Source organism: Nocardia sp. CS682, assembly GCF_004634405.1.
In the GTDB taxonomy this organism is placed as follows: domain Bacteria; phylum Actinomycetota; class Actinomycetes; order Mycobacteriales; family Mycobacteriaceae; genus Nocardia; species Nocardia ninae.
Genome location: NZ_CP029710.1, coordinates 4433938 through 4455438 on the forward strand (window position 1 = coordinate 4433938; position 21501 = coordinate 4455438).

The 21501-nt window shown below is 67.7% G+C and carries 21 protein-coding genes; 12 read left to right on the forward strand and 9 right to left on the reverse strand.

What is annotated here, in order from left to right; genetic code table 11:
* Positions 1-180: 180 nt before the first annotated feature.
* The gene (locus DMB37_RS20040) at positions 181-975 is read right to left on the reverse strand and encodes an LLM class F420-dependent oxidoreductase (RefSeq protein WP_135234029.1); all 795 of its coding nucleotides are present in this window, start codon (positions 973-975) and stop codon (positions 181-183) included.
* A 255-nt stretch (positions 976-1230) separates the two neighbouring features.
* Between DMB37_RS20040 and DMB37_RS20045 the strand changes: the two genes are divergently transcribed.
* Together DMB37_RS20045 and DMB37_RS20050 are read left to right on the forward strand one after the other, a co-directional pair.
* On the forward strand, positions 1231-2316 hold the full coding sequence (locus DMB37_RS20045; protein WP_107653361.1) for an ABC transporter ATP-binding protein: 1086 nt from the start codon (positions 1231-1233) through the stop codon (positions 2314-2316).
* A gap of 141 nt (positions 2317-2457) precedes the next feature.
* A complete protein-coding gene (locus DMB37_RS20050; protein WP_135234030.1) occupies positions 2458-2655 on the forward strand; it encodes a hypothetical protein in 198 nt (65 codons plus the stop codon).
* Here the strand turns inward: DMB37_RS20050 and DMB37_RS20055 are convergent.
* A complete protein-coding gene (locus tag DMB37_RS20055) occupies positions 2652-3449 on the reverse strand; it encodes an alpha/beta fold hydrolase (protein WP_135234031.1) in 798 nt (265 codons plus the stop codon). The two genes, DMB37_RS20050 and DMB37_RS20055, sit on opposite strands and share 4 nt — an antisense overlap.
* 188 nt (positions 3450-3637) lie before the next feature.
* A complete protein-coding gene (locus tag DMB37_RS20060; RefSeq protein ID WP_135234032.1) occupies positions 3638-4162 on the reverse strand; it encodes a helix-turn-helix domain-containing protein in 525 nt (174 codons plus the stop codon).
* Between the two features lie 99 nt (positions 4163-4261).
* Here DMB37_RS20060 and DMB37_RS20065 point away from each other — a divergent pair, with 99 nt between their 5' ends.
* Entirely contained in the window at positions 4262-5431 is a 1170-nt protein-coding gene (locus DMB37_RS20065; RefSeq protein ID WP_135234033.1) for a thiolase family protein, read from the forward strand.
* A gap of 40 nt (positions 5432-5471) precedes the next feature.
* On the opposite strand, the gene DMB37_RS20070 is transcribed toward DMB37_RS20065, so the two are convergent.
* Both DMB37_RS20070 and DMB37_RS20075 read right to left on the reverse strand, forming a co-directional pair.
* Positions 5472-5810, reverse strand: coding sequence for a hypothetical protein (locus DMB37_RS20070; RefSeq protein ID WP_135234034.1), 339 nt, complete (start codon positions 5808-5810; stop codon positions 5472-5474).
* 305 nt (positions 5811-6115) lie between these two features.
* Positions 6116-6499 (reverse strand): hypothetical protein, encoded by a 384-nt coding sequence (locus DMB37_RS20075; protein WP_135234035.1) that lies wholly within the window; start codon positions 6497-6499, stop codon positions 6116-6118.
* A 141-nt stretch (positions 6500-6640) separates the two neighbouring features.
* On the opposite strand from DMB37_RS20075, the gene DMB37_RS20080 reads away from it, so the two are divergent.
* Positions 6641-7627: an o-succinylbenzoate synthase gene (locus tag DMB37_RS20080; RefSeq protein ID WP_135234036.1), complete on the forward strand. Its 987-nt coding sequence runs from the start codon at positions 6641-6643 to the stop codon at positions 7625-7627.
* A gap of 70 nt (positions 7628-7697) precedes the next feature.
* Here the strand turns inward: DMB37_RS20080 and DMB37_RS20085 are convergent, their stop codons facing one another.
* Complete coding sequence (locus DMB37_RS20085) at positions 7698-8213, reverse strand: TIGR04338 family metallohydrolase (RefSeq protein WP_135237695.1); 516 nt, start codon at positions 8211-8213, stop codon at positions 7698-7700.
* A 142-nt stretch (positions 8214-8355) separates the two neighbouring features.
* Entirely contained in the window at positions 8356-9222 is an 867-nt protein-coding gene (locus DMB37_RS20090) for a DUF2786 domain-containing protein (protein ID WP_240772465.1), read from the reverse strand.
* 121 nt (positions 9223-9343) lie between these two features.
* On the opposite strand from DMB37_RS20090, the gene DMB37_RS20095 reads away from it, so the two are divergent.
* The 6 genes from DMB37_RS20095 (at position 9344) to DMB37_RS20120 (ending at position 16220) form a co-directional block, all read left to right on the forward strand.
* Positions 9344-10645, forward strand: coding sequence for an ABC transporter substrate-binding protein (locus tag DMB37_RS20095; protein ID WP_135234037.1), 1302 nt, complete (start codon positions 9344-9346; stop codon positions 10643-10645).
* A 47-nt stretch (positions 10646-10692) separates the two neighbouring features.
* Entirely contained in the window at positions 10693-11715 is a 1023-nt protein-coding gene (locus DMB37_RS20100; protein ID WP_206055287.1) for a carbohydrate ABC transporter permease, read from the forward strand.
* Complete coding sequence (locus tag DMB37_RS20105) at positions 11715-12593, forward strand: carbohydrate ABC transporter permease (protein WP_135234038.1); 879 nt, start codon at positions 11715-11717, stop codon at positions 12591-12593. Before DMB37_RS20100 ends, DMB37_RS20105 begins: the two co-directional genes overlap by 1 nt.
* A gap of 303 nt (positions 12594-12896) precedes the next feature.
* A complete protein-coding gene (locus DMB37_RS20110; protein ID WP_240772466.1) occupies positions 12897-15137 on the forward strand; it encodes a transglycosylase domain-containing protein in 2241 nt (746 codons plus the stop codon).
* A gap of 188 nt (positions 15138-15325) precedes the next feature.
* Positions 15326-15784, forward strand: coding sequence for a GyrI-like domain-containing protein (locus DMB37_RS20115; protein ID WP_107653371.1), 459 nt, complete (start codon positions 15326-15328; stop codon positions 15782-15784).
* A gap of 10 nt (positions 15785-15794) precedes the next feature.
* Positions 15795-16220 (forward strand): GyrI-like domain-containing protein, encoded by a 426-nt coding sequence (locus DMB37_RS20120; protein WP_135234039.1) that lies wholly within the window; start codon positions 15795-15797, stop codon positions 16218-16220.
* 103 nt (positions 16221-16323) lie between these two features.
* Here DMB37_RS20120 and DMB37_RS20125 read toward each other — a convergent pair whose 3' ends face one another.
* Positions 16324-17421, reverse strand: coding sequence for an inositol-3-phosphate synthase (locus DMB37_RS20125; RefSeq protein ID WP_107653373.1), 1098 nt, complete (start codon positions 17419-17421; stop codon positions 16324-16326).
* Positions 17414-17971, reverse strand: a complete 558-nt coding sequence (locus DMB37_RS20130) for a PadR family transcriptional regulator (protein ID WP_107653374.1) — start codon at positions 17969-17971, stop codon at positions 17414-17416. Before DMB37_RS20130 ends, DMB37_RS20125 begins: the two co-directional genes overlap by 8 nt.
* Positions 17972-18141: 170 nt before the next feature.
* On the opposite strand from DMB37_RS20130, the gene DMB37_RS20135 reads away from it, so the two are divergent.
* Positions 18142-18552 carry a DUF5318 domain-containing protein gene (locus tag DMB37_RS20135; RefSeq protein ID WP_159080092.1) on the forward strand — a complete coding sequence of 137 codons (411 nt, stop codon included), beginning with the start codon at positions 18142-18144 and terminating at the stop codon, positions 18550-18552.
* A gap of 97 nt (positions 18553-18649) precedes the next feature.
* A complete protein-coding gene (locus tag DMB37_RS20140; protein ID WP_370465391.1) occupies positions 18650-21397 on the forward strand; it encodes a transglycosylase domain-containing protein in 2748 nt (915 codons plus the stop codon).
* The last annotated feature ends 104 nt before the right edge of the window (positions 21398-21501 follow it).

A 21501-nucleotide genomic window follows, 5' to 3' on the forward strand; every position in this document is an offset into this window, starting at 1 on the left:
ACAAGTCGGACCAGGAACGACAGAGTTCGGATCACTGTGATCCGAATTCGGCGTTCGAGGGGTGCCGGCCGCCGGGCAATCCGGATCGGGCACCGACCGCCTCGTCGGATACCTGGTGAGTCGGTGATCGGGACCACGCCGAGCGCCGTCGGCTCGGCGTGGTCGACCGCGAGTCGAACCTCAGGCGAGTCCGCTCACCTGCTCGGGATTCACCTCGTCGCGCCAGCGGATCGCCAGCTCCACCTCACTGAGGTCGTACTTCGGACCACTGACACCGATGGTGAACAGCGAAACGCCCGCGTCGACGAAGGCCTGAGCCTCCTTGGCCCCGGGCCACTGCACCGAACGTTCGATCTTCGACTGGTCGGTGCCGACGGCCGCGCAGTGGTCGGCGAGCACCTTGTTCTTGTGCGCGAGCGAGTCGAGGTCGGCGAAGCTGTGCCACACGTCGGCGTACTCGGCGACCAGGCGCAGGGTCTTCTTCTCGCCACCACCGCCGATCAGGATCGGGATCTCGCGGGTCGGCTGCGGGTTCAGCTTCTTCAGGCGAGCACTGATCCGGGCCATGTGCTCCTTCAGCAGGGCGAGCCGGGTGCCCGCGGTGCCGAACTCGTAGCCGTACTCGGCGTAGTCCTTCTCGAACCAGCCCGCGCCGATGCCGAGGATGAGGCGGCCGTCGCTGATGTGGTCCACCGTGCGCGCCATGTCGGCGAGCAGGTCCGGGTTGCGGTAACCGCCGCCGGTGACCAGGGCGCCGAGCTCCACCCGCTCGGTCTGCTCGGCCCACGCGCCGAGCATGGTCCAGCATTCGAAATGCGCGCCGTCGGGGTCGCCGCTGAGTGGGTAGAAGTGGTCCCAGTTGAAGACGATGTCGACGCCCGCGTCCTCGGCGCGCAGGACTGCGTCGCGGATCAGCCCGTAGTCCGGGGCGTGCTGGGGCTGGATCTGGACACCGATACGCACCGCGCGGGTCATGCCGCCACCTCGCTACGCTCGCTCATGAAAGCCTCCTCGTTGCTTCGGGTCGGTCCCCTGTCGAGGCTACCGGCGCCTGCGGTAAGCGCCCTGGACACTTGGCAATACGATCCGCAACCGACCTGGCGCGCCGTACCCGTGTCGCGCGAACTCGAGCATTTCGAGCGGAAATCGAGCAGACATAGTAATGTCGCCGGTCAACCCTTACTCGGATCGTCCGGCACGTTCCTGCCGGTGATGGGATGTGATTTTGTCATGGCCACGGTGACCTTCGACCGCGCTACCCGGCTCTACCCGGGATCCACCAAACCCGCTGTCGACCAGTTGAATCTGGAGATCGAAGACGGCGAATTCCTTGTCCTGGTCGGCCCTTCGGGCTGCGGCAAGTCGACCTCGCTGCGCATGCTCGCCGGCCTGGAGGACGTCAGCGACGGGCGCATCCTGATCGGCGCCAACGACGTGACGCACGCCGAGCCCAAGGAACGCGATATCGCGATGGTGTTCCAGAACTACGCGCTCTACCCGCACATGACCGTCGCCGAGAACATGGGCTTCGCACTGAAGCTGGCCAAGGTCGCCAAGGCCGAGACGCAGAAGCGGGTACAGGAGGCGGCCAAGCTGCTCGACCTGGAGCCGTACCTGGACCGTAAGCCGAAGGCACTGTCGGGCGGTCAGCGTCAGCGCGTCGCGATGGGTCGCGCGATCGTGCGCCAGCCGCAGGTGTTCCTGATGGACGAGCCGCTGTCCAACCTGGACGCCAAACTGCGGGTGCAGACCCGCACCCAGATCGCGCAGTTGCAGCGCAGGCTCGGCACCACCACCGTGTACGTCACGCACGACCAGGTCGAGGCGATGACCATGGGCGATCGCGTCGCGGTGCTCAAAGACGGTCTGCTGCAACAGTGTGCGACCCCGCGCGATCTCTACCAGGACCCGGTCAACGTGTTCGTGGCCGGCTTCATGGGCTCGCCCGCGATGAACCTGTTCACCCTGCCGGTGTCCGATGGACGCGTGTCGCTCGGCGGCCACGTGCTGCCGCTGCCGCGCTCGGTGATCGACGCGGCCGAGGGCTCGGTGTCGGTCGGCATCCGCCCCGAGCACTTCGAGCTCGGCAACGGCGCCGGTTCCGGCATCGAGATGGAGGTCGACGTGGTCGAGGAACTCGGCTCCGACGCCTACATCTACGGCCGCACCACCTCCGAGGGCAATGCCAGCGGGGAAACCATTGTGGCGCGGGCGGATTGGCGTAACCCGCCCGCAAAGGGCACCCGCGTCCGCCTGTCCACCGACCCGCAGCACACCTACTTCTTCTCCGCCGAGGACGGTCGCCGCCTCAACTGAGCGTTCCACCAACGGCAGTGAGGCCGGAAGCGGCTCCCGCAGCGGAGCCGCTTCCGACACGGTCGGCATCCGGCAGAGCGCGCGCCCAGCGAAAACTGCTTCGGCCCACCGGGTTCGATGCCGACCGATAGCGTGGTACGCATGGCTTTCACCGTGTACACCCGCGACACCGAACAGCGCGCCCTCGAGTACGGCGACGAGGACCGATTCTGGTTCCACGGCGGGGTCCTGGTGGTAGACAGTACGTCGCACGGCGTCCGCTACTACGCCCCCGGCCACTGGCACGAACTGCACGTCCAGAGCCACCCCGGCGAGCTCCGCCCCGCCCCGCCGACCTAGCCGGCCGCCGTCTCGCGGACCGCAGCGGCGACGGCGCGGAAGTCCTTGCGCAGGATGTGCGAATGGTTGCTGGGGACCTTCGCGCTCACGGTGACATTCGGGTTGGCGGCCAGCACCGGATCCAGTGCGGCCCGCACCTTTTCCATCTCACCTTTCTCGCTGCCGAGGCTGTCACCGGTCGCCAGGACGAACCGAACGGGGCGGGTCAGGCGGCTGAGGATCGGGACGCTGGCGGCGGCGTACTCGTTGGCATCAATGCCGACCTCGGCGTGCTGAGCCGCGCTCATGCGGGCGGCCATGCCGAAGGGGCGGGCCAGCGGAAGCAGAAAACGCATCCGGTGGAACAACTTTCGGATCCGCTCCCGGCCCGCCTCGCCGGTCAAGCCGTACGGCGCGGAATCCACGATCACCGCGCCGACGACGCGATCGGGATTGCGGTCGGCCCAGTGCCACGCGAGGATCCCGCCGTAAGACCAGCCAACGAGAATCGCCCGGTGCACGCCGCGTGCCGCGAGCACGGCATCGATATCGCGCAACGAGGCCTCGAAGGAATAGTCGGCCGATTGCTGCGATTTGCCGCGGGCGCGCTCGTCGAAGGTGATGTGCCGGAAGCCGGGGCCGAGTTCGGCGATGACCCGCCGCCAGTGCTTCTGGTCGGCGTAGGCGCCGTTCAGGTAGACGATCGGCTGGCCGGTCCCGCCGGTGTCGGTGACGGCCAAGGCGGTGTCGTCGACCGGAACCATGCCGGTCCAGGTCGAATCGGTCGAGGTGGTGGTAGCTGCTGTGCTGTTCATGAGGACTACTGTCGCCAACCCGGCTGACACCGCACTGACGCCGACCTGACACGCCCGCTGACACGGCGTTCGGGCTGGTCACCGTGCATAAAGGCGCGCTATTCCGGCAAGCGAACTGCTCAGCAACGCCGCGCGCTCGACATCGGCGAGGAACAGGTGAATGGCGTTGCGGTGCAGCGAGGGTGCGGTCAGCGCTTGCCGCGTTTGCGGGGGCGAATGGTGTCGAGGTAGTCGGGGTTGAGGCGGACGGCCAGATCGTCGAGGGCTATTTCCCGGCCGGTGTCGCTGCGGACTTGGACGCGGACGGGAGCGCCGGTGGCTTCTTCGACCAGCAGGAGTGGGGGCGGGCCGGGTTGGAGGTAGGTGTCGCCCCACTGCATGAGGGCGAGGACGGCCGGAAGCAAATCGCGGCCCTTGGGGGTCAGGACGTATTCGTGGCGGGTGCGTTTGCCCTCTTCCTGGTAGGGCTGCTTGGCGAGCAGGCCCGCTTCGGTGAGCCTGCGGAGTTGGGTGGCGGCTGCGGCGTCGGTGATGCCGACGCGCTGGGCGAAGCCGTCGAAGCGGGTGGTGCCGTAGTAGGCCTCGCGCAGGATGAGGATGGCCGAGCGGGTGCCCACCAGCTCGATCGCCTTGGCGATCGAGCACTCCGTGGGCTGCCACGAGCTCAGATCGGCCAGGGGTCCTTCCATCACTGCTGCCATGACGGACATCATAGCCCAGCTGACTTGTCTCAACTATTGCCAGGTGTAACCTGACTATGTGTTGATAGAGCCAGGCAAGGCCGCCGGGCTCTCGGTCCGAGAGGAAACACGATGAGAGACGCGGTAATTGTCGAAGCGGTCCGCACCCCGATCGGCAAGGGCAAGCCGAACGGCGCACTGCACGACGTCAACGCGGTGGACCTGCTCGCACACAGCCTGCGCGAAGTGGTGACGCGCAGCGGCATCGATCCGGCGCTCATCGACGACGTGATCGCCGGCATCGTCACCCAGGTCGGCGAGCAGGGCGCGAACATGACCCGGCGCGCGGCGTTGGCCGCCGGGTACCCCGAATCCGTCCCCGCGACAACGGTGGACCGGCAATGCGGCAGCAGCCAGCAGGCGATCCACTTCGCCGCACAGGGCGTGATCTCGGGAGCCTACGACATCGTCGTGGCCGCCGGGGTCGAATCGATGGGCCGAATTCCCATGGGCGCCAACCTGTTCGGCTCAGAGGACTTCTCCGGTGCCGGCTTCGCCGCGCGTTATCCGGAAGGCTTGGTGCCGCAAGGAATCAGCGCGGAACTGATCGCCGCGAAGTGGGGCTTGACCCGCAGCCAGCTCGACGAGTTCGCGCTCGGCAGCCACGAAAAGGCGGCGCTGGCAACGAAAAACGGCCTGTTCGCCGGCGAACTCGCGCCGATCAACGGGCTGACCACCGACGAGGGCATCCGGGTCGGCAGCACCTTGGACACCCTCGCCAAGCTGCGCCCCGCCTACTACGACGAGGCGATGGCCGCCCGGTTCCCGCAGATCGGCTGGGAGATCACCGCGGCCAGCGCGAGCCAGGTCAGCGATGGCAGCGCCGCGGTGCTGATCATGACCGGCGAGCGCGCGAAGGAGCTCGGACTGAAGCCGCTGGCTCGGCTGCACAGCTTCGCCGTCGTCGGCGACGACCCGCTGCTGATGCTCACCGCGGTGATCCCGGCGACCCGAAAGGTGTTGCAGCGCGCTGGACTCCAGCTCGCCGACATCGACCTGTTCGAGGTCAACGAGGCCTTCTCGCCGGTGGTGCTCGCCTGGGCCGAGGAGACCGGCGCCGACCTCGGCAAGGTGAACGTCAACGGTGGCGCCATCGCCATCGGTCACCCGCTCGGCGCCTCGGGCTCGCGGCTGGCCACCACCCTGGTGCACGCCATGCAGGACCGCGGTGCCCGCTACGGGCTGCAAACCATGTGCGAGGCAGGCGGTTTGTCGAACGCGATGATTCTCGAACGCCTCTGACCCGATCGGACGCGGCGCCCATCGTGCGGTGGGCGCCGCGTCAGATCGAGACGAGCACCAGTGCGATCAGGAATCCGGCCACCCAGGATTCGATGATCAACGGCACCGCGATCAGCGGCGTCCAGCCGATCGGCCTGCGGTCACGCACCTTCCGCACCATCAGCACGACCGCCCACAGCACCGACGCCACAATGCCGCCCCACCCGACCACCTGCGCCACCGCGAGATATCGCCACGCCCGCCCGTCCTCGTCGTCGCGGGCAACCACCTCGTACAACGGCACGAAAGACGCCACCACCCAGGCAGATCCGACGGCGACCAGCGAACCGGCCACCGCGCGCACGAGGTCCGGCACCCCGTCTCGTGGTTCCCTCGCCATGGTCCCAGGATGACCCGCGCAGGCGAGCGCCGCATCATGACGCGTGCAATGTTCCGGCCCCGAATTCGCTGACGACGATTCGGTGCCCAGCAGCACAATCCCCGTGCGGCAGGATCGGTCTAGCACCCACTCACGAACTCGTCCGCCACGTGAATTGCCAGGAGATCCACGCGCAGCGCCACAACTCGTGCACAGCAGGTCGCGACCGCACGAATTCGCTCACTCAGTGCGCCGACATCGGCGATTCCATACCCAGCGGGACAATTCGTGCGCGGCGCAGGACTGCATTCACCTCCGACGGACACTCAGCGGCCGGCGGTCACCTGCGAGGCCAGCGCAACCCCGCCGAGAAACGAGGCGACGATCAGCAGCGCGGCGAGCACCGGCCAGTACCACATGTACCAGCGCTTGACCGCGGCCACGATGATCATGATCAGCGCGCCGAGCAGGGCGAGCGCGGTGCCGCCCCAGGAGACGAGGAAGGCGGCACCCAGGTAGCCGTCGCGGCAATTGTTCGGGCCGCACGAGTCGGTGACGAACGCGAAGAAGACGGTGAAGTAGGCGGCGACGAGACCCAGCGCTGCCGCACCGGCGTAGAGGGTGAGCGCCAGCGCCAGATCCCAGGCCCGCGTCTGCGGCCGGGTGTGCGGCTGAGCCGGCCCGTAGGGAGTGGTGCCGTAGTAGGTCATGCACTCAGCATCGCGGCCGACCGGCGCGTCGAGTACCGCAAAACTACTCAGTCCGCATGAGGGAAATCTGCGGCGAACAGCGGAAACGGCCCGGCAGACGAGCCAGGTCCTGCCGCAACGGTGCCCGTTAAGCTGGCAACGATGACCGACTACGCCGCCGACAGCATCGTCTACGCGATCCCGATGCGCACCCGTTTCCGTGGCATCACCGTGCGCGAGGGCATGCTGATCCGGGGTCCACTCGGGTGGGGCGACTTCTGCCCGTTCACCGAGTACGACGACCGGGAAGCGGCCGGGTGGCTGGCCACCGCGCTCGAGCAGGTGACGGTGGGCTGGCCGGTACCGGTGCGCGACCGGATTCCGATCAACTGCACGGTCCCCGCGGTCGATCCGGAGCGCGCGCACGCGATCGTCGCGGGGTCGGGCTGCGGCACGGCGAAGGTGAAGGTCGCCGACCACGCCGATTCGCTCGCCGAAGACCTGGCCAGGGTCGAGGCGGTGCGCGACGCGCTCGGTCCGGATGGTGCCGTCCGGGTGGACGCGAACGCCGTCTGGGACGTCGATACCGCAGTCGCGCACATCGCCCGAATCGATAAGGCCGCAGGCGGTTTGGAGTATGTCGAACAGCCCTGCCGGACCATCGAGGAACTGGCCGCGGTCCGCCGCCGGGTGGACGTCCGCATCGCCGCCGACGAATCCATCCGCCGCGCCGAGGACCCGCTGAAAGTCGCCGTCGCGGGCGCCGCCGACATCGCGGTCCTCAAATGCACACCGCTGGGCGGGGTCCGCCGCGCATTGCGGGTGGCCGAAGCCGCCGGTCTGCCCTGTGTGGTCTCCTCCGCACTGGAAACCAGCGTCGGCCTCGCCGCTCAACTCGCCCTCGCCGGTGCCCTCCCCGAACTCGAATTCGCCTGCGGTCTGGGCACATTGTCGCTGCTCACCGGCGACGTGGTCAGCGATTCCCTGCGTCGGGTCGACGGTTATCTGCCGGTGCCGACGACCCCGCCCCAGCCCGATCCGGCCCTCGTCGAGCAGTACCGGCAGCAAGACCCGGACCGCACCGCATGGTGGCAGCAGCGGCTAGAGCGGGTGCTGCGACTGGTCGAGTCACCGCCGGAAGCGGTCTGAGCGGACAGTTTTCGCGTTTGCCGCAGCGAAAAGCGCCCTGACTTGCCGAAAGTGTCCGCGCAAGCCGGGACTACCCGAGCCGCACACCGCAACCCAGCATGGTCGCGCGCAGCACCAGCGCCGCTTCCGGCCCGATGATGCCGTCGACCAATTCGAGGTAGCGGGCGCAGAATTCGGGGCCGTGCGGGGCCACCGAGCCGGGCGCGGATTCGAGATGGTGCGCTAATTCGTGCAGGACCACCAACTCTCGCAACGCCCAAGCCCGGCCGCCGCTGTGCAGCGGTACGGCGAGCACGGCCTCAGCGGCCTCGTAGTGCGCGGCGGTCGCACCGGCACGAGACCGGACCCGCACCGCCGTGCCCGCCCGATCCCACTGAGCCCGAACCCAATTGAGGGCGAGAACCTTGTCGGCGTAACTCTGCACGGAGGCCACCGAGGCGAAGCGCCGCTCGATCGGCAGCGTGAGATGCGACCCGTACAACTCGACGGTCCGGCTGCCGTGCTCGTCGGCCCGATCGAACATGCCGCGCACCAGCTGCTCGGCGTCGTACACCTTGGCGCGCTGAGTATCTCGCACGCTCACCAGCATCGTCCCCCGCACGCGCCGATGCGACCCGAGTCACCGATCCACTGGGTGAACGCACAAAGACACGCGCCGAGCAATGAGCACGCGAAACTCACGCCACCCCCGTCGCGAAGCGGCCTACCGGGCCCGAAGTACCCGAAACTCACGCCGATCCATTGGTCGAACCGCGCGACCGGCGCGTCGTCAACTGCCCGCGCGCCGCCCCGAGCTCCGGCGAGGTACCGATCCGAGCCGCCTTACCCGCGCGATCACCCGCCCGCCGGGCCGCCGCCGAATGCCCGGCCGAGGCCTGCGGACCGCGCCAGGTCCCGCGCGCCTCCGAGGTGCTGGCATAGAAGTCGGTGAGCTCGATCTCCTTGTTGCGCAACGCGAGCGCCGTGCCCGTCGCGGTATTGTCCGCCGGGACCGCCTCGGCCTCGACCTCCGCCTTCACCGCGGCCAGCCGCTGCCCGATCCGCGCCGCGAACGCCATCTGGAAGTTCAGCCGGGCCGTCACCCCCGCAACCGGCGCCTGTACCTTGCGTTGCACCTTGCGCCCCCAGCGCTTTTCGGTGACCACCTTCTCCACCGTGGCCGAGCGGTACTGCCCGGACTTGATGTATTGGTCGGACGCCCGCACCATCTGCACGAGCAAACTCGCGTACAACGCCTCGCAGGTATCGATATCGGAGTCGAAACCGTAGGCGTACACCTGAGTCGAGGTGCGAGCGACATCACAGCGCACATCGTTGGCGTGGGCGATGGCGACGAACAATTGGACGTAGGTGCGCAGCCCGCGCTTGCCCGGTTCGCCGATCGGAATGATCCGCTGGATCGGCGTCGCCCGGCGCTCACGCCCCGCGACGTGCGCACGAGCCACCGTCAGATCGATCGACGACCGGGTCGCCAGTCGTTGCGCGGCGGCCAGGAACGCCTCCGCCTCGTGCTCGTTGTCGGTGGATTCGGCCTGGCGCAGCAGCCCACCGATGCGTGTCAGCATCCGCTCGGGAACCGGGTTCGGCGATGTCATCACACGCCAGAGTAGCGAGCACTTCCCGCCACAATCCCGCGAGTCACTGCCACACCATGTATCTTGCGTTGTGCAACCGGCAGGGTGTGCTAATGCTCACGATCGATCTGGAGTGTCCACGATGGCTGTGAAAAAGGTGTCGTCCCTACGTACGTCGCTCGTACCGAAGGCCGCGCTCGCGGCTGTCTCGGTCGCGCTGCTGACGGCGACGTTCACCAGCGCCTGCTCCAGTGACAGCGGGGGCAGTCCGACGAGCCAGAACCTCACCGGGCGCGGGCCGATCACCTACGTCGAGGGCAAGGACACCACCGAGACCGGTGCGGTCAAGCAGCTCATCGAGCGCTGGAACGCTTCGCACCCGGACGAGCAGGTGACGTTCAAGGAGCAGTCGAACGACGCCTCGCAGCAGTTCGACGATCTGGTCGAGCACATGCGCTCCAAGCAGTCCGACTACGACGTGGTCGCGCTCGACGTGCCGTGGACCGCCCAGTTCGCTGCGAAGGGCTGGATCCAGCCGCTGAAGGATTCCTTCGCCATCGACACCTCCGCGCTGCTCTCCCCGCCGGTCGCCAGCGCCACCTACAACAACACGCTGTACGCGGCGCCCCGGAACACCAACGGCGGCCTGCTGTTCTACCGCAAGGACCTGGTGCCCAACCCGCCCAAGACGTGGAAAGAACTGCTGGACCAGTGCCCGATCGCCAAGGAGCAGAACATCGGCTGCTACGCCGGTCAGTTCGCGCCGTACGAGGGCCTGACGGTGAACACCGCCGAGGTGATCAACGCCTACGGCGGTAGCTTCGTCGGCGCCGACGGCAAGACCCCGACGGTGAACAGCGCGCAGTCCCGGGCCGGGCTGAAGGTCCTGGTCGACGCCTACAAGAACGGCGACATCCCGCCGGAGGCGATCACCTTCAAGGAGCCGGAGAGCAGCAACGCCTTCGCCCAGGGCAAGCTGATGTTCCTGCGGTCGTGGCCGTCCACCTACGGTGACGTCGGCGGCGACGCCTCCTCGGTGAAGGACAAGTTCGGCGTCGCCCCGCTGCCCGGCGAGAACGGTGTCGGCGCGTCCACCCTCGGTGGCTACAACGCGGCGATCAGCGCGTACTCCAAGAACAAGGCCACGGCGCTGGACTTCCTGCGCTTCCTGATCAGCGAGGACGCCCAGCACATCGTCGCCTCGGGCGCGCTGCCCTCGGTGCGCGCCTCGATGTACGACGACCCGGCGCTGATCGCGAAGATGCCGTACCTGCCCGCGCTCAAGGATTCCATCGCCAGCGCGGTGCCGCGGCCGGTCACCCCGTTCTACCCGGCGGTGTCGAAAGCCATCCAGGACAACGCTTATGCTGCGCTGAAGCAGACCAAGACCATCGATGACGCGATCATCGGGATGCAGAAGGGCATCGAGACCGCGGGATCGTAGAGCGGATAGCGCAGCGGACCCGACGAGACCCGTAGGAGAGAGAAACGGTGTCGGATCCTTCGGGAGCGGCCAGCACTGTGCCGAGTGAGGAATTCCTGCCACGCAAGCGTGGCCTCGGCGAGACCCTGGCATTGGAAATGCGGCGCTCCGGCAAAGCCTGGATGTTCGTCGCGCCGGTGATGCTGGCGCTGGCCGTGGTCATCGGCTACCCGGTCATCCGGGCTTTGTGGATGTCGTTCCAGAAGGATTCGGGTCTCGACCCGGCGACGGGCATGTTCGTCGAGGGCGGCAGCGCAGGCTTCGCGAACTACACGCACTGGCTGCTGCAGCAATGCCAGGCGGGCGGCGAGATGGTCAGCTGCCCGACCGGCAACCTCGGTTCGCAGTTCTGGTCGGCCATCCTGGTCACGCTGTTCTTCACCGTGGTCACGGTGACGCTGGAGGCCACGCTCGGGCTCGGCTTCGCCATGGTGATGGGCAAGACGTTCAAGGGGCGGGCGCTGCTGCGCGCCGCGGTGCTGATTCCGTGGGCGATCCCCACGGCGGTCACCGCGCGGCTGTGGGAGTTCATGTTCCAGTACGACGGGGTGGTGAACCGGGTACTCGGCACGAACATCCTGTGGACCTCCGATGCGTGGCCCGCGCGGTTCGCGGTGATCGCCGCCGACGTGTGGAAGACGACGCCGTTCATGGCGCTGCTGCTGCTGGCCGGCCTGCAGGTGATCCCGGCCGACGTCTACGAGGCGGCCAGGGTCGACGGCGCCACCGCCTGGCAGCGGTTCACCCAGATCACGCTGCCGCTGCTCAAGCCCGCGCTGCTGGTCGCGGTGCTGTTCCGGACGATGGACGCGCTGCGCATGTACGACCTGCCCGCGATCATGACCCTCGGTAACCCGTCCACCCAGGTGGTGTCGATCCTGGTGGTCGATCAGGTCCGGCAGGGTCCCAACAGCGCGGCCGCGTTGTCGACGATCACCTTCCTGATGATCTTCGCGGTGGCCTTCGTGCTGGTGAAGGTCCTCGGCGCCAACGCCGTCCGGACCCAGGAAGAACAGCGGGAGGCGCACTGATGTCGGTTCGGACTGCGGAAAAGCCTGCCGCGCCTTCGGTTTCGTGGACGCAGCGGCTCAAGTCGGTGCGGCTCTACGCGGGCGTGGCGATCGTGCTGATCTGGGGACTCGGGCCGTTCTACTGGATGACCGTCACCGCGTTCCGCGATCCCGCCTACACCTTCGACAGCACCCCGTGGCCGACGCACCTCACGCTGGAGAACTTCCGCAACGCGTTCGACACCAGCCGCGGCAACAACTTCGGCAGGGCGCTGGGCAACAGCGTCATCATCGGTTCCATCACCACGGTGATCGCGCTGGTCCTCGGCGTGCTCGCCGCCTATGCGCTGGCGCGGCTGACCTTCCGCGGCAAGTACGTGGTGTCCGGGCTGATCTTGAGCGCCTCGATGTTCCCGGTGGTCGTGCTGGTCACCCCGCTGTTCCAGCTGTTCACCAACCTCGGCTGGATCGGCAAGTACCAGGCGATGATCATCCCGAACATCTCGTTCGTGCTGCCGATGACCGTGTACATCCTGGCGTCGTTCTTCGCCGAGCTGCCGTGGGAACTCGAAGAGGCGGCACGGATCGACGGCGCCACCAAGCTGCAGGCGTTCCGGCTGGTCATGCTGCCGCTGGCGGCACCCGCGGTATTCACCACCGCAATCCTGGCCTTCATCGCCGCGGTGAACGAATACCTGCTGGCCCGACTGCTTTCCAGCGGCAGCACCGAGCCGGTCACCGTCGCGGTCGCTCGCTTCTCCGGCAACAACCCGCTGGTCGAGCCGTACGCCGCGATCATGGCCGCGGGCGTCATGGTGTCGATCCCGCTGGTCATCATGGTGCTGCTGTTCCAGCGCCGCATCATCTCCGGCCTCACCGCGGGCGGCGTCAAGAGCTAGAACACCCGCTCGGCGCGCATTTTTCGAGCTATCACCGGAATCCGGCCTTGCCCCGACGGCCCGGTGATAGCATCGCGGGTCACCCACGGCGCGAGTAAAGTCGGGCTCGTGGGGGCCCATTTCCGATCGTTGTTCGTGCAGGTGAGTTTCGGCCGACGCTCCGGGAGGAGATGATCGTGAACGAGCGCCAGCGAGTGAGCCAGGGACACCGCGCGTCCGCGGGCGCGTCGGGGCCGAGCACCGGCGAGGCAGCGTCGTGAACCAGCACCGGGGACGCAGCGCGTCCGCCGGCGAGGCAGCGTCGTGAGTTCGTTTCGCAAACGGCGAAAAGATGCACCGGAGCCCGCGCCCTACGCCTCGATCGCGGGCTTCAACGAGCTGGGCGGCACGACCGAGCGCGACAAGCGACGCGCGGCGAAACCCAAGGCACCCCGACCGTCACCCACGCCCGACCCGGACCATCCGCCGCGCACCCGAGCCGAACGCTTCCGTCGACTGGTGCTCGCGCTGTTCATCATCTTCGGCGCGGTACCGACGCTGCTGTTCGTGCTCGTCTACTGGAGCGCCGAAATCCCCGAACCCGGCTCGGTGCAGACCAATCAGATCGCCACCGTGCTCGCCGCCGACGGCAGCACGGTGATCGCCAAGGTGGTGCCGCCCAACGGCAATCGCACGCCGGTCCCGCTGGCCGAGGTGCCCGAGCCGGTCCGCAACGCGATGCTCTCCGCCGAGGACCGCAACTTCTACAGCAACCCCGGCTACTCGACCTCCGGCTTCCTGCGCGCCGCCCGGGACAACATGCTCGGCCGCGACAACGCCGGCGGCGGCTCCACCATCACCCAGCAGTACGTGAAGAACGCCTTCCTCGGTTCCGAGCGCACGCTCACCAGGAAGATGCGCGAGCTGGTCATCGCGGCCAAGATGGCGCGGCAGTGGAGCAAGGACGACATCCTCGCCGCCTACCTCAACACCATCTACTACGGTCGCGGTTCCTACGGCATCGCCGCGGCGACCAAGGCCTACTTCAACAAACCGGTGAACCAGCTGACCCTGGCCGAGGGCGCGGTGCTCGCCGCGCTGGTCCGCACCCCGTCCATTCTCGACCCGGAGACGCACCTGCCGGATCTGACGGCGCGGTGGAAGTACGTGCTCGACGGCATGGTCGAGATGGGCGTCCTGGCACCGGGCGACCGGGACGCGACCACCTTCCCGTCGATCATCCCGCTCAGCGAGATCCCCGACGACAACGTGGCCCGCGGGCCCGAGGGCCTGATCCGCACCCAGGTGGTGCGCGAGCTGCGTTCCTCCGGCATCAGCGAGCACGAGCTGAACACCGGCGCGCTGCAGATCACCACGACCATCGACATGAAAGCCCAGCAGGCGGTGCTGGACGCGGTGCACAACCGGCTCAGCGGCCAGCCGCCGGAACTGCGCGCCGCGGTCGTCTCGATCGACCCCCGCTCCGGCGCGGTGCGCGCCTACTTCGGCGGCGACGACGGCATCGGCTACGACTACGCCCAGGCGCCGTTGCAGACCGGGTCGGCGTTCAAGCCGTTCGCGGTGATCGCCGCCCAGCAGCAGAGCATTCCGTTGCACCGCATGCTGGACAGCTCACCGGTCACCGACCGGGGCACCAAGATCACCAACGTGGACGGTGAAACCTGCGGGCGCTGCACCATGGCCGAGGCGCTGAAGCGCTCGCTCAACACCAGCTTCTACCGGATGACCATGTCGATGTTCGACGGGCCCAAGGCCATCGCCGACGCGGCACACGCGGCGGGCATTCCGGAACAGATCCCCGGCGTGGCGGGCAAGACCCTCACCGAGGACGGCGGTCGGCCGCTGAACGGAATCGTGCTGGGGCAGTATCTCGTTCGCCCGATCGACATGGCCTCCGCGTACGGCACGATCGGCGCGTCCGGTGTGTATCACCAGCCGTATTTCGTGCAGCGGGTGGTGACCGGTGACGGGCGCGTGCTGCTCGACCGCGGCGCGCCCGAACAACAGGTCGGCAAGCAGTTGCCCGAGGGTCAGCAACGCATCCCGCGCACCATCGCCGACAACACCGCCCAGGCGATGACGCCGATCGCCGCGTACTCCAACGGCCACGCCCTCGCCGGTGGCCGCCCGTCCGCAGCGAAGACCGGTACCACCCAGCTCGGCGAGTCCAAGCTGAACAAGGACGCCTGGATGATCGGCTTCACCCCGTCGCTGTCCACGGCGGTGTGGATCGGCACCGAACAGTCGCAGCCGATCCACACCGCGCGCGGCACCGACATCTACGGCTCCGGCCTGCCCGCCGACATCTGGAAGCAGGTGATGGACGGCGCGCTCGCCGGCACCCCGATCGAACAGTTCCCGGCCACCAACGGCGCGGCGACGGCCGCGCCGCCGGGCGCGAACAAACCGTCGGGCGGCAACTACGACATCCTGAATCCGCCGCAGGGTCCGCCGCGGGAACCGATCGTGATCATCCCGCCCGCACCGGAAGGACCCAAGGAAGTAGAGATATTTCCCGGTCTGACCATTCCGGTACCGCGATAGCGATGATGCTGTGACCTTCTTGCACCCAGGGGAACGCATGACATGGCAGCATCGTTTGCCAGAGTGAGAGCGAACAGCGAGTGTGTCGGACAAGGCCGACGCCGATGCCGCGGGATCGATGCGGAAGGATATGCGCTCGAGCGACGACGCCGCCAATTGGAGACAGACGAGACATAGGGGCTACGCCGGTGGATTTCAATGTCGTTGACCAACCCGAGACGCTGGTGGCGGGAACAGTACTTCGCAGCCCGGCGCTCGCGGTCGAAGGACCGCGCCGCGCGAAAGTCGAAGAGGCGTGGAAACGCAACCTGGCTCGCCAGCTGCCCGGGCCGCCGACGACCGCGTACGTGGACCACGCGCCGGAAATCAATTCGTATCTGACGCACATCGTCGGCTACCGCTGCCGCAGCCTCGACGACTTATTGCCCGGTGACGTGCTGGCCAGGGTGCCCGCAGGCCGATTCGCCCGATTCATCGCCAGCGGTGACAACCTCGGCGACACCATCGTGCACATCTGGCGTTCAGTGTGGGACGCCGAGGCCGCGGGCCGTTTCGTGCGCGCCTACACCGGCGATTGGGAGCACTATCCCGACGCGCGCACGGCCGAAGTCTTCGTAGCGCTGGCAGACGATCAAGTCGACGGGTAGGAACAGGACTGTGGACTTCGAGATTGTCACGTTGGACGAGAGCCTGGTCGCCGGACTGACCGTCCCGCTGGCCGGGCGTGAGGTGACCGCGCGCGACCTCGACCTGGTGAACTTCACCTGGGACCGCTACCTGGCGCGCGAGAAGAGCGTGCCGAGGGTGGCCGCCTACATCGGCCAGAACGACCACGCCGTCGCCGTGCTCGGCTACGAGGTGGCCTCGATGGACGAGATGGACGCGGGCGACGTACTCACCCGTGTCCCACACGGCCGCTACGCCAAGTTCGTCGTCTCCGACAAGCCCTACGACCTCCTGCGCACCGCCTGGGCCCAGGTCCGCAAGGCCGAAAGCGCGGGAACCATCACCCGCTCACACACCGCCGAGATCGAGCGCTACACCGGCCCGACCTCGGTAGAGGTCTACGTCTCCCTGGACTGAGCCACCGAACACACCGAGCCGGGCCCACGAAAATTCGTGCGGCCCGGCTCGTTTCGTTACGGTGCCTCGCCGCTCGGAGCTTTACCTCCGCGCGGCCGATAACTCACGCCTCGATGATGAAGGCTTCCAGCTGTTCGCGGGCGACGTCGTCGGCGAGCTGCTTCGGCGGGGACTTCATCAGGTAGGCCGACGCCGGGATGACCGGTCCGCCGATGCCGCGGTCCTTGGCGATCTTCGCCGCGCGCACCGCGTCGATGATGATGCCCGCCGAGTTCGGCGAGTCCCACACCTCGAGCTTGTACTCCAGGCTCAGTGGCACGTCGCCGAAGGCGCGGCCTTCGAGCCGGACGTAGGCCCACTTGCGGTCGTCGAGCCAGCCGACGTGATCGGACGGGCCGATGTGCACGTCCTTGGCGCCCATTTCCTTCTTCAGGTTGCTGGTGACGGCCTGGGTCTTGGAGATCTTCTTCGACTCCAGCCGCTCACGCTCCAGCATGTTCTTGAAGTCCATGTTGCCGCCGACGTTGAGCTGCATGGTGCGGTCCAGCTGCACGCCGCGGTCCTCGAACAGCTTGGCCATGACGCGGTGGGTGATGGTCGCGCCGACCTGGCTCTTGATGTCGTCACCGACGATGGGCACGCCCGCCTTGGTGAACTTCTCGGCCCACACCGGGTCGGAGGCGATGAACACCGGCAGCGCGTTGACGAAGGCGACATTCGCGTCGATGGCGCACTGGGCGTAGAACTTGTCGGCCTCTTCCGAACCCACCGGCAGGTAGGAAACCAAGACGTCGACCTTGTTGTCCTTGAGCACCTTCACCACGTCGACCGGCTCGGCCTCGGAGAGGTCGATCGTCTCGGCGTAGTACTTGCCGATGCCGTCGAGGGTCGGACCGCGTTGCACGACAACGTCGCTCGGCGGCACGTCGGAGATCTTGATGGTGTTGTTCTCGCTGGCGAAGATCGCCTCGGCGAGGTCGAAACCGACCTTCTTCGCGTCGACGTCGAACGCGGCGACGAACTTCACGTCGCGGACGTGGTACTTGCCGAATTTGACGTGCATGAGGCCGGGCACGGTCGCGGTCTCGTCCGCGTCCTTGTAGTACTGCACACCCTGGACCAGCGAGGAAGCGCAGTTGCCCACACCTACGATGGCGACGCGAACTTCTGTGGCGTTGTCAGCCTTCTTGTCATCACTCATGGCCGATATTTCCCTCTTTCTGTGGTGCCGCCTTCGTCGATTGCTCCGCCGCAATCAACTCGTTGAGCCAGCGCACTTCGCGCTCGCTTGATTCGAGTCCGAGCTGGTGGAGCTGCCGGGTGTAGCGATCGAGCGACCCGCTGGCCTTCTTGATCGCCTCCCGGAGTCCTTCTCGGCGCTCCTCGACCTGACGCCGCCTGCCCTCCAGAATCCGCATCCGCGCTGTCGCGGGGGTGCGGCTGAAGAAGGCGAGGTGAACGCCGAAGCCGTCGTCGGTGTAGTTCTGCGGTCCGGTGTCGGCGAGCAGTTCGCTGAACCGCTCGCGGCCCGCCGGAGTCAGTTGGTAGACGCGGCGGGCACGACGCGTGACCACACCCGCTGGGATCTCCTCGGCGATCAGTCCGTCCGACTGCATACGGCGCAGCGTGGGATAGAGCGACCCGTAGGAGAAGGCCCGAAACGCGCCGAGCAGGCCGGTGAGCCGCTTGCGCAGCTCGTAACCGTGCATGGGCGATTCGAGGAGCAGCCCGAGGATTGCCAACTCGAGCACCGGGCTTCACCTCCCTGACTATGTACAGACCTAACCGATGGATGCGACTCCAAACTATATCGGAGCGATATAACGCTGCACAGTCGTGGGCGATATAAACGGGGATCTACCGGGTTTCTCATACCCCTGAGCCGGGGCGGCCCCTCGGCAACACCGCTACTCTGGTTCTCGTGCGAATCCAGCGGCAAGTGGTCGACTACGCCCTCCGGCGTCGGTCGTTGCTGGCTGACGTGTATGCGGGCCGCGTCGATGTCGCCGAGGTATGTGATGCGAATCCCTACCTGCTGCGTGCGGCGAAGTTCCACGGCCGGGGGAGCGAGGTCACATGCCCGATCTGCCGGAAAGAACAGCTCACGCTTGTATCTTGGGTCTACGGCGACGGTCTCGGACCGGTGGCGGGATCGGCTCGGACCCCCGAGGAGCTGACTCGCCTGGCCGAGACTCGTGAGGAGTTCTCGGTTCACGTCGTCGAGGTATGCCGCAGCTGCAGCTGGAATCATCTGGTGCAGTCCTACGTCCTCGGGACCACGCCGGCGCCAACGCGGCGTCGCACCGGGACCCGGCGCACCGCAGCCGAATGAAATGCCTGGTCATCTGCCCGTCGGGTGACTCGCGGAGCCACCACGTGTCCGCCGCGGTCGACGCGACCGCCCCGAGCCACCCGCACCGTTACGAGTTATGGAGATCTTGTCAGTGAATTCGCCCTACGAGACTTCCCCTTACGGCGATGAACCGCACGGCGGCCGTCCTCCACGGAGTTCACACCCAGGTCCCAATCCGTATCAGAACCCACGCCCCGGCCCGCCGCCGCCCGGCGCCCGGCCCGGTCCGCCGCCCGGGCAGCGTCCCGCCCCCTACCCCGGGGAACTGCGTGGACCGCAACCGCAGCGTCGTCCCGGCCCGCCCCCGCCGCAGCAGCGGCCGCCGCAGGGACGGCCGAACCCGGCCCCGCCGCCCGGCGCACAGGCGACCCAGAAGATCGACCGCGACTCGCTGCCCGGCGCGGCCGCCGACCGGACCAGGCGCGGTGGCCCGGCCACCGGCCCGCGCCCGACGGCCGAACGGGCTCGCCGCGTCGGCGACACCGGCACCGGTGAACGCAGGCAGACCGCGGGCGGACCGCCGTCCGGCCCACCCCCGCGCCGCAACGGCGGCAGCGGCGGCGACGGCTCCGGCGGATCGGGTAAGCGCAGGCCCGGCCAGAAGAAGAAGTCGCCGTGGCGGATCGTGCGCCGGGTCATCTACGTGATGATGGCCATGGCCATCCTGATACCCAGCGGCGTGTTCCTGATCGCCTACACCACCGTTTCGGTACCCCAGCCCGGCGACCTCAAAACCAATCAGGTGGCGACCATCTTCGCCGCCGACGGCGAAACGGTGATCAGCAGACGTGTTCCGCCGGAAGGCAACCGGACCGATGTGACGATCGAGCAGATCCCGGCGCACGTCCGCAACGCGGTGATCGCCGCCGAGGACCGGGACTTCTACTCCAACCCCGGCTTCTCGATCTCCGGCTTCGCGCGCGCCGCCCGGGACAACGTGCTCGGCAAGGAGAGCGCCGGTGGTGGTTCCACGATCACCCAGCAGTATGTGAAGAACGCGCTGGTCGGTGACGAACGCTCGCTCACCCGAAAGATGCGTGAGCTGGTCATCTCCGCCAAGATGGCGCGGCAGTGGAGCAAGGACGAGATCCTCGCGGCCTACCTGAACACCATCTACTTCGGTCGCGGCGCCTACGGTATCGACGCCGCCGCCAAGGCGTACTTCGAGAAGCCGGTGACGGAGCTGACCGCCGCCGAGGGCGCGGTGCTCGCCGCCACCATCCAGCAGCCGTCCGGCCTCGACCCGGAGAAGAACCCCGAGGGCGCGAAGACCCGCTGGAACTACGTGCTCGACGGGATGGTCTCCGGCGGCAACCTGCCCGCGGCCGAGCGGCAGAGCATGCAGTACCCCCGCGTGGCCCCGGTGTCGAACACCGAGGACAAGACCCTGGACTCGGGCCCGGAGGGCCTGATCAAGCAGCAGGTGCTCAAGGAGTTGTCCGCCGAGGGCATCAGCGAGCAGCAGCTCAACACCGCGGGTCTGTCGATCACCACCACGATCGATCCGAAGGCGCAGCAGGCGGCCGTGGACGCGGCGCAGAAGAAGCTGCAGGGCGAGCCGGAGAAGCTGCGTGCCGCGGTCGTCTCGGTGGATCCGAAGACCGGTGCGGTGCGGGCCTACTACGGCGGGGACGACGGTAAGGGCTGGGACTACGCCAACGCGGGCCTGCAGCCGGGCTCGTCGTTCAAGGTGTTCGGCCTCGCGGCGAATCTCGAACAGGGCGTGCCGCTCTCGCAGATGTACGACAGCTCGCCGATCACCGTCAACGGCATCAAGATCACCAACGTCGAGGGTGAGGGCTGCGGCATGTGCACCATCGCCGAGGCGTTGAAGCGCTCGCTGAACACCAGCTTCTACCGGATGCAGATCGACATGGGCAACGGGCCGAGGAAGATCGCCGACATGGCGCACAAGCTCGGCATCCCGGAGACCATTCCCGGCGTCGGCCCCTCGCTCACCGAGCCGGACGGCAGCGGCCCGAACAACGGCATCGTGCTCGGCCAGTACGACGCCCGCGCACTCGACATGGCTTCCGCCTACGCGACTTTGGCGGCCTCGGGGGTCTACCACAAGCCGCACTTCGTACAGAAGGTCGTCACCGCCGACGGCACCGTGCTGCTCGATCGCGGCGAGGTGCCCGGCGAGAAGCGGGTCGAGGCGGCGGTGGCCGACAACGTGACGGCGGCGATGAAGCCGATCGCGGCATGGTCGCGCAACCACAACCTGGCCGGCGGACGCGAGTCGGCCAGCAAGACCGGCACCGCCCAGCTCGGTGACACCGGCGAGAACAAGGACGCCTGGATGGTCGGCTACACGCCGTCGCTGTCCACCGCGGTGTGGGTGGGTGCCGTCGACAGCACGGCGCTGCGCAACTACCAGGGCGGCATGATCTACGGTTCCGGCCTGCCGTCCGACATCTGGAAGGCCACCATGGACGGTGCGCTGGAAGGCACCAAGAACGAGACCTTCCCCAAGCCGGCGCCCATCAAGGGTCAAGCGGGCGTGCCGGAATGGTCGGCGCCGTACACGCCGCCGCCGACCACCGAGGTCCCGTTCCTGCCGCCGATCCAGATCCCCTCGGGCCCGATCGAGATCCTGCCCGGCATCGTCATCCCGGGCCTGCCCGGCGCGCAGCCGCAGCAACAGCCGCAACAGCGCCCGCAGCAGCAGCAACAGCCGCAACGCGAGGAAGGTCCGGGGCCGCTGCCCGGGCAGCCGGTGGCACCCACCGACGGCTCGTCGCCGACCGCGACCGGTTCGCCGCGGGCAGGCAACGGGCAGAACGAAAGCACCGGGGCACCACCCACCACCCGCAGCCGGTAGTGGCGAACCTGCGGCACCCGGCGGAATACGCCGTGGTGCCGCAGGTTCCACACTGCGAGGCGCCCCACCAGCCTGCTGAGTGGGGACGACTCGATCCGAAGCAA

Coding starts and splice junctions, on each gene's coding strand:
- DMB37_RS20040 (WP_135234029.1), bottom strand. CDS start 975: ATGACCCGCGCGGTGCGTATCGGTGTCCAGATCCAGCCCCAGCACGCC.
- DMB37_RS20045 (WP_107653361.1), top strand. CDS start 1,231: ATGGCCACGGTGACCTTCGACCGCGCTACCCGGCTCTACCCGGGATCC.
- DMB37_RS20050 (WP_135234030.1), top strand. CDS start 2,458: ATGGCTTTCACCGTGTACACCCGCGACACCGAACAGCGCGCCCTCGAG.
- DMB37_RS20055 (WP_135234031.1), bottom strand. CDS start 3,449: ATGAACAGCACAGCAGCTACCACCACCTCGACCGATTCGACCTGGACC.
- DMB37_RS20060 (WP_135234032.1), bottom strand. CDS start 4,162: ATGATGTCCGTCATGGCAGCAGTGATGGAAGGACCCCTGGCCGATCTG.
- DMB37_RS20065 (WP_135234033.1), top strand. CDS start 4,262: ATGAGAGACGCGGTAATTGTCGAAGCGGTCCGCACCCCGATCGGCAAG.
- DMB37_RS20070 (WP_135234034.1), bottom strand. CDS start 5,810: ATGGCGAGGGAACCACGAGACGGGGTGCCGGACCTCGTGCGCGCGGTG.
- DMB37_RS20075 (WP_135234035.1), bottom strand. CDS start 6,499: ATGACCTACTACGGCACCACTCCCTACGGGCCGGCTCAGCCGCACACC.
- DMB37_RS20080 (WP_135234036.1), top strand. CDS start 6,641: ATGACCGACTACGCCGCCGACAGCATCGTCTACGCGATCCCGATGCGC.
- DMB37_RS20090 (WP_240772465.1), bottom strand. CDS start 9,222: ATGACATCGCCGAACCCGGTTCCCGAGCGGATGCTGACACGCATCGGT.
- DMB37_RS20095 (WP_135234037.1), top strand. CDS start 9,344: ATGGCTGTGAAAAAGGTGTCGTCCCTACGTACGTCGCTCGTACCGAAG.
- DMB37_RS20105 (WP_135234038.1), top strand. CDS start 11,715: ATGTCGGTTCGGACTGCGGAAAAGCCTGCCGCGCCTTCGGTTTCGTGG.
- DMB37_RS20125 (WP_107653373.1), bottom strand. CDS start 17,421: ATGAGTGATGACAAGAAGGCTGACAACGCCACAGAAGTTCGCGTCGCC.
- DMB37_RS20140 (WP_370465391.1), top strand. CDS start 18,650: ATGGAGATCTTGTCAGTGAATTCGCCCTACGAGACTTCCCCTTACGGC.